This is a genomic window from Polaromonas sp. P4_F9, assembly GCF_056401235.1.
Genome location: NZ_JBFUJT010000040.1, coordinates 36,907 through 48,363, shown reverse-complemented (window position 1 = coordinate 48,363; position 11,457 = coordinate 36,907). Strand labels below are relative to the sequence as shown.

The 11,457-nt window shown below is 58.0% G+C and carries 9 protein-coding genes and 2 pseudogenes; 4 read left to right on the top strand and 7 right to left on the bottom strand.

The features are described from left to right. Nucleotides 1–249 precede the first annotated feature (249 nt). From AC1DUB_RS24870 to AC1DUB_RS24840, 7 genes and pseudogenes are all read right to left on the bottom strand, one after another. Nucleotides 250–785 (bottom strand): annotated as a pseudogene (locus tag AC1DUB_RS24870) (IS5 family transposase); the annotation flags it as partial. Between the two features lie 627 nt (nt 786–1,412). Continuing rightward, nucleotides 1,413–2,180 carry an ABC transporter permease gene (locus tag AC1DUB_RS24865; protein WP_477731822.1) on the bottom strand — a complete coding sequence of 256 codons (768 nt, stop codon included), beginning with the start codon at nt 2,178–2,180 and terminating at the stop codon, nt 1,413–1,415. A 138-nt stretch (nt 2,181–2,318) separates the two neighbouring features. Further along, nucleotides 2,319–3,161 carry an ABC transporter permease gene (locus AC1DUB_RS24860; protein WP_477731821.1) on the bottom strand — a complete coding sequence of 281 codons (843 nt, stop codon included), beginning with the start codon at nt 3,159–3,161 and terminating at the stop codon, nt 2,319–2,321. Beyond that, on the bottom strand, nt 3,158–5,275 hold the full coding sequence (locus AC1DUB_RS24855) for an acetate--CoA ligase family protein (protein WP_477731820.1): 2,118 nt from the start codon (nt 5,273–5,275) through the stop codon (nt 3,158–3,160). Before AC1DUB_RS24855 ends, AC1DUB_RS24860 begins: the two co-directional genes overlap by 4 nt. A gap of 3 nt (nt 5,276–5,278) precedes the next feature. After that, nucleotides 5,279–6,058, bottom strand: coding sequence for an enoyl-CoA hydratase/isomerase family protein (locus AC1DUB_RS24850; RefSeq protein ID WP_477731819.1), 780 nt, complete (start codon nt 6,056–6,058; stop codon nt 5,279–5,281). A gap of 45 nt (nt 6,059–6,103) precedes the next feature. Next, complete coding sequence (locus AC1DUB_RS24845) at nt 6,104–7,159, bottom strand: ABC transporter substrate-binding protein (RefSeq protein WP_477731818.1); 1,056 nt, start codon at nt 7,157–7,159, stop codon at nt 6,104–6,106. Further along, entirely contained in the window at nt 7,156–8,292 is a 1,137-nt protein-coding gene (locus AC1DUB_RS24840; protein ID WP_477731817.1) for an ABC transporter ATP-binding protein, read from the bottom strand. The genes AC1DUB_RS24845 and AC1DUB_RS24840 overlap by 4 nt, the downstream gene beginning before the upstream one ends. A gap of 153 nt (nt 8,293–8,445) precedes the next feature. Here AC1DUB_RS24840 and AC1DUB_RS24835 point away from each other — a divergent pair, with 153 nt between their 5' ends. The 4 genes and pseudogenes from AC1DUB_RS24835 to AC1DUB_RS24820 all read left to right on the top strand — a co-directional run. Further along, nucleotides 8,446–9,195 carry a FadR/GntR family transcriptional regulator gene (locus AC1DUB_RS24835; protein WP_477731816.1) on the top strand — a complete coding sequence of 250 codons (750 nt, stop codon included), beginning with the start codon at nt 8,446–8,448 and terminating at the stop codon, nt 9,193–9,195. Next, nucleotides 9,196–9,969 (top strand): enoyl-CoA hydratase/isomerase family protein, encoded by a 774-nt coding sequence (locus AC1DUB_RS24830; RefSeq protein ID WP_477731815.1) that lies wholly within the window; start codon nt 9,196–9,198, stop codon nt 9,967–9,969. A gap of 13 nt (nt 9,970–9,982) precedes the next feature. Then, the gene (locus AC1DUB_RS24825) at nt 9,983–10,858 is read left to right on the top strand and encodes an HpcH/HpaI aldolase/citrate lyase family protein (RefSeq protein WP_477731814.1); all 876 of its coding nucleotides are present in this window, start codon (nt 9,983–9,985) and stop codon (nt 10,856–10,858) included. A gap of 226 nt (nt 10,859–11,084) precedes the next feature. After that, nucleotides 11,085–11,324, top strand: a pseudogene (locus tag AC1DUB_RS24820) (ATP-binding protein); the annotation flags it as partial. Between the last annotated feature and the right edge of the window lie 133 nt (nt 11,325–11,457).

The window sequence follows — 11,457 nt, the reverse complement described above, 5'->3', positions numbered from 1 at the left end:
CAGAGGTTCACATATGTTGGTCGTATCCGCTCATCCCTGGCCCCTCTCCGCCGTAGTGCTAGCAGAAGGCGTCTCTCCTCGCGGTTTGACGCCCCGAATAAATCGGAGGGTACGTTGTTCCTGAAGCTTCACACCATGCCGTTGCCAGCATCGCATGTCCAGGTAGGGAACGGTTGGTGGAACAACCGGTTTCATCAGTTCATAAGTCCTCCTGTGAAACAGAAATCCATGCGACTTGCAGGTCGCACTTCCGAAATACCATTGTTTGCCCTTGCGGGTCTGGTGCATCTCCGGGTCGCGGAAATTGTCCGCATTCTTGGTCGAACTCGGCGCGCCAATGATGGTGGCATCCACAATGGTTCCGGTATTGACCTTGAAGCCACGCGACTGCAGTTCCTTGCCAACCGTGGCAACTAGCTCCTCGCCCAGTTTATTGTCATTGAGCAGCTTGCGAAACTTCGTAATAGTCGTTGAATCGGGCACCGGCTCACGTCCCAGGTCAATGCCTACGAAGTGGCGCAGACTGGTGCTGTCGTTGAGCGCCTCCTCACAGGCCAAATCAGCAAGGTTGAACCAGTGCTGAACAAAATGAATGCGGAACATGCGCTCAAGACCGATGGGTGGACGTCCATTCCCGGCCTTGGGATAGTGAGGTTCAATGACTTCGCACAGCGCTGCCCAGGGACAATTGCTTCCATCGTCTTCAAGAACTCATCGCGCCTTGTCGGCTTGCGGTAGTTCTCGAACGTCTAGGCGGCTGCCATCGCCAGTGTCTGTTGTTTCATCGGCATGTAACGCTTTACCTTATCCCAGCGTGGACCTTAATCATCAAATCCTTAATCGGCCATTGGGAGGCCTGTTTCCTCTACACAGGCCGCTGAACATAAAGACGCTGGCTGAAGCGCGCACACTGAATTGGCCTGGGTGTGCTGTGTGATTCAGGGTTGGCGTCGACTCGATACTGACTGTAGGCTCCATTCCAAATTTGATTGATGCGAAGAGGCCGACTTTGTCGCGCAAATTCGGCGTTTTGTGCGTTGGTTTTGATGAATTTCAACGTCTCCGCGCCGGGCGCTCACATAGGCGATCAGTTTCGCTGGCATTGGTCGACGTTCGCGGCCTAGACGAGCTGATGGTGGCCAGAGCCCTAGTGGACGTCCGGGGTCCTGGATCACCTGATAAGCGCTGGGGGCCGCCCGATTTACTGAAGAGGGTCGCCATACGCTTTATCCCGCGCTTCGCTGGCTGCACGTTCCTGCTCTATTAAGCTGCGCATCGCGTGCCATACGGAACAGAACGTACGTCCGGTATGTCCCGCCTCATTCGTTATGTGTTCGACCTGGCCAATCGTATTGCTGGGCCTGAATCCAGAACGGAGCAGAAATAGAGCCGCCTCTTCCTGCCAAGAGTTGTCAGTGCGGGGAGTGAATGATCTTTCGTTTGATGTCATGCTTGACTCCAATTGCGTTGCTCACCTCGCTTGGCGGTGACTGTCGCCATTTCCGCACCAACAGCAATAGAAGAGCACCAGTGATCGGCACCACCAACACGATTGTTGATATTGCAGGAAGGATCGGAGTCACCTCGAACAAGATGCTGTCCCACAAGCGCACTGGCAAGGTCTTGTTTCGAGCCCCACTAAGGAAAAGGGACAAAACGACTTCGTCAAATGAGACGTGGAAAGCGAGCAAGGCGCTGCCGACGACAGCCGTTCCCATCTGGGGGAGTGTGACTCTCCAGAAAGTGCGCCATGGACCTGCACCGAGATTGGCAGACGCGTGCGCGAGATCGGCGCTCAGGCTTTGCAAACGACTGCCAATCATGACGACGACGAATGGCAGCGCCACTACAGTGTGCATGATTGCAATACCGGTGATCGTTCCAACAATGCCCAGCTCTACAAAAATATAGTATGCAGACGCGGCGATCACAACGGACGGAATGATCTGCGGTGACATAAAAACCGCCTCCACCAGCGCACGCAGGCGCTTCGGCAATCGCGCAATCGCTAGGGCGGAGAGCATGCCAAGAACCGTCGCAGCCACGGTTACGATGGCGGCGATTTTCACCGACAACCAGAACGAATCCATCCAGCGTTGGTCCGCGAAGAAGGCTCTGTACTGCCGCAGTGAAGGGTTGGACGGAATGAGCTCGAAGCGTGCCGAGTCGTTGAACGACATGGGTATCACTGCGAAAACCGGAAGCAGCAGGAATGAGATGGTCGCTATGGCCACCGTGGCAAGGAGGAACCTCACCACTGCGCTCTGCGGTCGGTACTGTGAAGACATTTGATCAGTGTCCTTGATTCATTTGTTTGCTTAGACCGACTTCAGCACGGTCGCCTCGGGCAACAGTGCGCGATAGATCATGTAGAAAATGATGGTCGCAGCAAGTAGACTGCTCGACAGCGAAAAGGCTAGTGGCCAGTTCAGTGCCTCGCGGACGTTGAACGCTATCAAGTTCGCGACCATCATCTCGCGTGTTCCACCAAGCATCGCTGGCGTTATGTAGAAACCGAGCGCGACGATAAAGGTGAGCAATGCGCCTACGGCCGCACCCGGAACGCTCAAGGGAAGCGTCACCCGCATGAACGTCCGCATGCCGTTAGCGCCCAAACTGTGAGAGGCCGCGGTTAGTTCCTTAGGTATTGCAAGCAGCGAGCTCAGGATTGGCAGGACGGCATAGGGCAGCAGCATGTTGACCATCGCAACAATGACCGCGAAACGGTTATACATGAGCTCGAGCGGTTGTTCCACCCAACCAGCGTCCATTAGAAGACGGTTGATCAAACCCGTGTCCTGCAAGAACAGCATCCACACATAGTTGCGTACGAGAACTGAGAGCATGAACGGAAAGGAGATCAGTGCGATAGCGATCGAACGCCACTTGGCAGACAGAGACGCTATGTAGTACGCACACAGGTACCCAACAACCACACAAATCAGCGAAACGATCAAGGCTACCTCAAAGGTTTTCCAGTAAACCGCGCGATAAACAGGCACTTCCAGGAGGCGTCGGTAATTTGAAAAATCCAAGGCAGAAAAGCCGACACTCTGGGCTACGCTTCCCCCGATTGGGAGCAAGAAAAACAGCGCCAAGAACATGCCAGGCAACGCTAGCAGCCCGATCGTGCGTCCGTGGTTCGTCAGGTAGTTTCTCATCTTGTCATCACCATCCGCGCGTCAACGACGTGCGCGCCTTGAACATTGACGATCACCGGATTCAAGTCCAGCTCCAACAAGTGCTCCCTGTGCTCCCAGCAGAACCGCGAGACTTGGCACATCAGATCGATTAACGCTTGGCGGTCCGGCCGCTCGCTGCCTCTGAACCCGTTGAGCAACGGCGCGATCCGGGATGAGTCCACCAGTGCGGCAGCCTCGTCCCCAGTCAGCGGCGCCAGTGCGCAACTCACGTCTTTCATGATCTCGATCAGTACACCGCCGGCGCCGAAAAAAATCGCGGGACCGAATTGCGGATCAACCTTCGCGCCGATGAAGCACTCGACGCCCTTGTTGATCATTGGCGTCATCAGTGCCTTGGGTTCAGGCTCGCCGAGTTTTGTGGCGATGGCTGCTAGCTCGTCAAAGGCGAGATTCGCACGCTCTTTGCTTTGAATCCCGAGCAGAACGCCGCCCACATCCGATTTGTGGATTGCCTTTGATGACAGTAACTTCATCGCGACCGGCGTGGCGGCCTCCAAGAATGCCCGTTGCGCATCGTTTCCCGTACGGACCACCCAGTGAGGCGGCATCGCGATGCCGGCCTGGGCCAAGACTGAACGGCATTCGTCCTCCAGGAGCACGTTCTCCACATCGGGAGGTTCGGTAGCCGTGGCCACGGGCTCAGCCACCACGACTGGAGCTGACTGCCGAACAGGAAGAGCGGCCATTGCTTTCGCTGGTGACTCCACTTTGGCGAAAACGGGAATCCCAGCCGCATGCAGCGGGGCCAAGGTGCTCGGGTGTGTGTCGGCGTGCTCACTGTGAAAGAAAACGGGCTTCGTGGATGCCCCGACAATCTGGGCAATGCGGGTAGCCGCCTGAGTTTCTGCCTCCTTGACGCCGGCAAGGACCTCCGCCTCCTTTGTCATCAAGTGGTAACCACCGAAGTGGCCGGCGAAAATGACGCCACTGACCTGCGGATCTTCAAGGCAGACTTCTAATACCGACGGGATGCTTTGCGGATTGGACTCGGCAAGACCAGCGAAGTCCACAGGGTTGCCGATGCCGCTACGCACCGGCAGCAAGGCTTCGAGCTTTGCGCGCGTGTTTTCGGAGAATCGGGTGAGCTTGAGGCCTAGTCGGCCTGCGGTGTCTGCAACCATGGTGGCGGTTCCGCCACCATCGGAGAGGATTGCTATGCCCGAAGTGTCCAGGGACTTGCCGACGGCAAGTGCCAATGCCACGTCAAATGCCTCATCGACTTCACTCGCGCGAAAAATACCGGCGGCCCGCAGCGCGGAGTCCGCAATGATGTCGTCTCCGGCCAGCGAACCGGTGTGCGACTGGACGGCCCGACGGCCTTCTTCGGATGCACCGGGCTTGAGAATGACCACAGGCTTGCGGATTGGAGCGCGTGAGAGCACATCGACTAGGCGCCGGCCGTCGTCGGGAGCGAAGCCCTCGCAGTAGATAAGAATGACGTTTGTTTCCTCATCGTGCAGCAGGATCTCGACAAGTTCGGAAGTCGTCAGGTCTGCGCCGTTCCCGACAGCCAGTACGCTAGAAAAGCCGACCTGGYGCGCTTGGGCATAGCGAGTGAAACTAAGCGCGATGTTACCGCTTTGTGTGATCAGCCCGATCCGGCCGGAGGGGATTTCCCAACCAAGCGTGTTGACGCCACCGGCGGCGCTAAATACGCCCGCGCTGTTCGGGCCCAACATGCGTATGTTGCGCGCGCGCAGCGTGTCCACCATTTGGCGTTCGGCGAGTCGGCCGGCTTCTCCCGTCTCACCGAAGCCCGCCGAAACCACGACCACGGCCTTCGCATCCGCAACGGCACACTGCGAAACAACAGCGCTCACATGGTCTGAAGGCACAATAACGACCGCCAAGTCGACCGGTTCAGGCAGGTCTGCAAGGGAGCGATAGGCGCGGACCCCATTAAGATCGTCAGCGGATGGGTGGATAGGGTACAACGTCGCATCGGTACACGCTCCCAACGCGCTTAGCCAACGTCGCCCACCTGCCTTTTGGGCGGCCGTTGTTGCGCCGATTATGGCGATGGAACGCGGACGAAGGAAATGCCGGTGAAGCGAAGAAACTTCGGTGCTCATTTTTCAGCGGCCCTTCCAAACAGGAGGACGCTTTTCGGCGAATGCGAGCGGCCCTTCCTTGGCGTCTTCGCTCGAATGCATCAGTGCCAAGCCGGCGGCAACGAATCGCATGAACTCATGCGGATGTTCGTGCAAACCGCGCCATCCCAGCTCCTTGGTGATCTTCACCGCCATGGGTGCGTTTTGAGCAATCAATCCGGCCAGGCGCAAAGCCGTCGGCAGCAACTCCTCCGGAGGTACCACATGGCTCACCAGACCTGTTTCGTATGCGCGCTGTGATGAAATGCGCTCTCCAGTTAGCAGCATCTCCATAGCCACCGCAAAAGGAATGGTCTGCACGAGGCGCATTGCGCCGTAGCCATGCAAGACTGCGCGCGTGACCTCCGGGCACCCGAACGAGGCCTGGGTGGATGCGATACGCAAGTCGCAGGCCAACGCAAGTTCAAGACCACCTGCCAAACAGTAGCCGTTGATGGCCGCGATAACTGGCTTACGAATTTGAATCGCCTGCCCAAGCCGGTAGGTCCGGTCGTCATCCCACAGTTCTGCCGCGCCACCGCCGAAGTTCTCGCCGTGCAGGCTCTTCAGATCGGCACCCGCACAAAACGACTTTTCTCCCGCGCCTGTCAGGATGCACACTTTGAGTTGAGGGTCGCGATCGAATTCCGCGAAATACTTCCCCATACCGGACACAACATCCGCGTCATAGGCGTTCATGGCGGCGGGCCTGTTGATGGTCAAGATCGCTACTTGATCGCGCCGTTCGTAAATCAATTTTTCCACAAGAAATTCCTCGCCGCACTCAGGCGGTAATAGTTGATGAAAATATCAGCTCAGCCGCCATTCGTTGAATCGCTCCGTGACGCGCGCCAAGTTGGGGCCCCACCAGTCGCCGCTGAAGAGAAAGCCGGCGTTGAAGTTCTTGGGCTGAGAAGGAAGCAACTCGGCAACGGAAGGGCTGATCAGGGGTAATGCTTTTCGATTTGTCGGACCATATGCGATGTACTTCGTCAGTTCCGCCTGCCGCTCGGGGCGTGTTGCGAAGTCGATGAATCGCATCGCCGCGTCGTAATTCTGCGAGCCCTTGGGAATCACCCAGCCTTCGTACGAGATCGCAGCGCCCTCGTACGAAACGCGGATGGGACGGCCAGCGAGTTGCAAGGAAACACCCCGGGTCCATGGCGTCATCACAATCTCGCGCGAGAGCAGCATCTGCTCGACCTGCGGGAACTGTGTCCACCAGATAGCAGAGCGCTTGAATTTCTCCAGGCTCTTGAAAGCGCGATCGATGTCCAGTGGATAGAGCTTGTTTTTTGGCACGCCGTCGGCGAGCAACGCGAACTCCATCAGGTAAGTCACGGTCGACAGCATGCCCCGACGGCCTTTGAACTTGTCGGTGTTCCACATGTCGGCCCAGGTAACCGGGGCCGCTTGTCCACTGAACACCTCACTGTTGTAGGTCAGTTGGGCAGCGAAGGTGACACTGCCGCAGCAATAGTCGCTGACGGTCTCTGGTAGGAGGTCTGCAACGGAGAAGCGGCTGTAATCCAACTTCTCCAGGAGCCCGTCGGCCTGCGCGGTGTAACGCAGCCGGTCAGGCAGCGAAATAAGATCCCATTCGACGTTGCGCGAAGCGACTTGCGCTTTCAGGCGCGCAAGTTCGACCCCCGTGGTCCCGACGATGCGGATGCCTGTTTGCTTTTCGAAAGGTTCGAAGAAGGCTTTGGTCTGTCCCTCCTGATATGCGCCACCGAAACCCGCAAAAACGAGCTCTTTGCCTTTCTGAGCTCGAGCGGGCATCGCGGGCAGCGCTAATGCGGCGGCAGCGCCGGTAAGAGTGGCCACGAAATGGCGGCGTGTGGACTTGCGGCTCTCGGTAGTCATGACGGGATTCCTTTCGTCGGGTGGGAGATGAGCGTGAGCTCGGAGGGATGCCAGGAGACTTGAGCTTCTTCTCCGGCGTCGGGTAGCCAGCGGGAATTGCCACCGATCGGCTTCGACAGAAGCAGCGTCCCATCGGACATTCGGAGCGTCACGCGAAACGTGTCACCGCAGAAGATGCGTTGAACGACGCGGCCGCGAAGCTTGGGCGGCTTATCCGTGGGGATCGGAGAGAGATTGATCGCCTCCGGTCGTATCATGCAGACGGCCGATGCACCGATCGCAGCGGCTGGAGCCGCGACAGGCAGTCGCATTCCCGAAGGAAGCACCAGCTCCGGTTCGCCAACGCCAAATTCGATATGGCCATGAAGGACGTTGGACTCGCCTAAGAACCCAGCAACGAACTCGTTTTCGGGCCTGTAATAGAGATCCGCGGGCTTTCCTACCTGCTGCACTGCACCGTCGTTGATCACGAAGATCACATCAGACATCACGAGGGCTTCGGTCTGGTCGTGGGTAACGGCGATCGTGGTGATCTTTAGTTCACGCTGGAGATTCCTAACCTCGATCTGCATTTCTTCGCGCAAGCGCTTGTCTAGAGCGGCCAGCGACTCGTCCATCAACAACACGGGAGGGCGAAAGATAACCGCGCGAGCTAGCGCCACCCGTTGCTGCTGCCCCCCGGAAAGGTCCGACGGGCGCCTGTTCGCGAGTTGCGACAGGCGCACCATTTCGAGCGCTTGGCCCACGGCATGGTTGATGTCGCGCCGCGCCATCCCGCGCATTTCAAGCGGATAGGCCAGATTCCCCGCGACGGTCAGATGCGGGAACAACGCGTACTGCTGGAAAACGAATCCGACGTTTCGCTTTTGCGGTGCGACGGACGTGACGTCCTGGTGTCCGATCAAGATCGCACCGCTTGAAGGCTGTTCGAAGCCGGCGATCATCTTGAGCAAAGTAGTCTTGCCTGAACCGCTAGGTCCCAACAGCGTCGCAAATTGCCCTGACTGAACGGTGAGGGACGTCGGGCGGACGGCCTCAGTTTGCCCATAGCGCTTGCTCACCCCGCGAACCTCGACGGTGCCTCGCTCGGACGTGAGATCAATGTCGTTCGCCAGCGTTTGTTTCGACTTCACCGCTTGTCTCCTATTGTGTTGGTCTGATTTAAGCGAACTATATGACATTGTTTAACATCAGTCAATATAAATTGTCAGACCATTTGCGTGGTATCATCCAATCCAAGGCGCCTAGTTGAGCGCCAAACAGGGCTGTGCCCAGGATGGATTGCTATGAACAACGACAGATCGGCTCTTGATCTTTCCCTCATCCGGATGCCCAAGAAATCAGGTGTCCTGGCAGAGCTGCTCAGGGAGAAGATCTTGGATGGCGAATTGCGCGAAGGCGACCCGCTTCCTTCGGAGCGAGAGCTGGTTGAGAAGACCGGCATCAGTCGCGCCTCGGTGCGCGAGGCGCTGAGCTTGCTCGAGGCGGACGACCTTATCTTTACGAAGTCAGGGCGCAACGGCGGAGCGACCGTTCAAAGGCCGGGTCCCGCGATCATGACGCGGCCAATCCAGCTTCTGATTCGAGGCCGCAAGCTGCCCTTTCAATCCATTGTTGAGACTCGGGAAGCACTTGAGCCGGCTGGGGCGGGTCTCGCCGCGACGCACCGCACGGAGGAGGATCTTGAGGACATGGAGCGTGCTTGCGCTGAGCTCGAGACCTCACTCGACCATGTAGACCGCTACCTTAAAGCCAATTCGAGGTGGCACTTGGCCGTTATGCTGGCCAGTCACAACGACTTGCTAATCGGTTTCATGTTGGCCGTAGCGGACGCAATCCACGCTGCGACCGACATCGACGAGTTCAATTCACCTGAGTCGCGGATCGCGGTGGCCAAAGCGCACCGCCGCGTCATGGATGCCATCCATGCACAGGACGCTGCCGCTGCGCGCCGGCGAATGGAGCGGCACGTAAACGCCTATTCCCAGCAAATCGCGCCCCTTGCCCCGAACAACATTTCAGTGGGAGATGTCTAGATGAGCGTCGATCTGAGCGTCGAAGATGGTGTCGCCACCATCACCATCAATCGCCCGGAACGGTCTAATGCGCTGAACCAGGAACACTATCGTGGCCTTTCCGCTGCCTGGATCGAGGTGAGGGATGACTCGAATATCCGGGCAGCGATCGTCACGGGCGCGGGAGATAAATCTTTCTGCGCAGGCGCCGATCTAAAGGAATTCATCCCCAATCCCCCTGAAGCGCGTGAGATGTGGTTAACGCAAACTGACCAGTTGCTCAACCGTGGCCTCGAGGTATGGAAGCCGATCATCGCGGCAGTCAACGGATGGTGCCTCGGCGGCGGCATGACGCTGCTGTTTGCAACTGATATCCGGCTTGCGGCTTCTCACGCGCAATTTGGATTGCCGGAGATCAAACGAGGAATTATCGCTGGCAACGGTGGAACACAGCGCACCTTGATGAACTTGCCTTACCCGCTGGCCATGGAGATGCTGCTGACCGGTGACCCCATCGATGCGGTAACCGCGAAGAACTGGGGCATCATCAACAAGGTCGTCTCCGCCGACGAACTGATGCCCAAGGCGATGGAGTACGCCCATCGGATCGCATGCAATGCGCCATTGGCGGCGCAGGCGTCGAAGGAGCTTGCGCTGAGAAGCCGTGACGTGGACCTGGCCACAGGTCTGCGGATGGAGCAGATGTTTAATCGATTTCTCATGAGCACGCAGGACGCCTCGGAAGGTGCAAGGGCGTTTCAGGAGAAACGCACGCCGCGGTTCGTCGGCAACTGATCTCGGCATCTCCATGCTTCGCTCATTTCTCTTTGTTCCTGCGGACAGCCAGCGCAAGCTCGAAAAGGCGCTTTCTACTGACGCCGACGCCCTCATTCTTGACTTAGAAGATGCAGTTGCACTGGACAGGAAGGCGATTGCGCGATCAATGGCCATGGAATTCCTAGCTAGACCTCGCAATGGAAAGACGGTGTATGTCCGGATCAACGCTCTTGATACCGGCATGGCGCTGGAGGACCTTCGAGTCACGATGCCAGGACAGCCGGACGGCATCGTCCTGCCCAAAAGCCGCAGCGGGAGAGACGTCGAAAAGTTAGGCTATTGGCTGGATGCCTTCGAGGCGAGTTTCTCATTGGAAGGCTCGACTTCGATCATCCCCATCGTGACTGAGACGCCGGAGGCAATGATGCATCTGCACAGCTACGTGGGGTGCGGCCCACGCGTGTGGGGCCTCCTTTGGGGAGCAGAGGATCTCGCAGGCGCTGTAGGTGCATCCACAAACCGTCACAAAGGTCAGTATCGAAGCCCATTTCGATTGGCGCGTGATCAATGCCTGATGGCCGCTGCGGCTGCTCAAGTCGTCGCGATCGACGCTGTCTACGTGGATGTTCGCGATCTGGAAGGACTTAAGGCCGAAGCCATCGACGCTCGAATCGACGGCTTTGGTGCCAAGGCCGCCATTCACCCATCTCACTGCAGCATCATCAACGAGGCGTTCGAGCCAACATCGGCAGAAATTGCTTGGGCGGAAAGAGTACTAGATGCCCTGGCGAAAACGATTTCCGGAGGGGTGGTAACGCTAGATGGGATGATGATCGACAGGCCCCACGAGGTTCAGGCCCGCCGCATTCTGGCAAGGATGGAGATCGCGCGCCAGCATGAAGGGTAGTACCACCGGGGCCAATTGCTCGGTATGCCGTGACTATTCGGCTTTTGCTCGCCGACCCACGACGCGGATGCGGCCCAGTTGGGTGGCTGGAGTGTGAAGCCGGATCCGGCGCAGGCCTCGACGGCCGCGCTGGGATTCGTGCTGATCCAGGTGCTTGTCATCGGTTTTCATTCCATGCGGAGCGAACTTGCAGCGTAAGCCGCGCAATTGGGGGTGACATCATGCAAGCCGGTTGGACCTGTTGATACTTGACGACTTCGCCATCGCACCCATTGCCGCGCATGAGCGCAATGATTTGCTGGAGTTGTTGGATGACCGGGTGGGTAGTCGCTCCACGCTTATCACCAGCCAGTTACCGGTGACGGCATGGCACGCGTGACTGGATGAACCCACGCTGGCCGATGCCATCCTGGACCACATCGTGCACGGCTCACACAAGATGGCCCTCAAAGGGGAGTCCATGAGAAACTCGCCAACGCCGTTTAACCACAATCAATCGCTTCAGTCCAGCGCCATCGCGGACAGTTGGGATACGATTGCCACCGTCACGCAGGACACCAGCGCAGGGTGTCCACCATCGCTCGGAATGCATGCCGTCC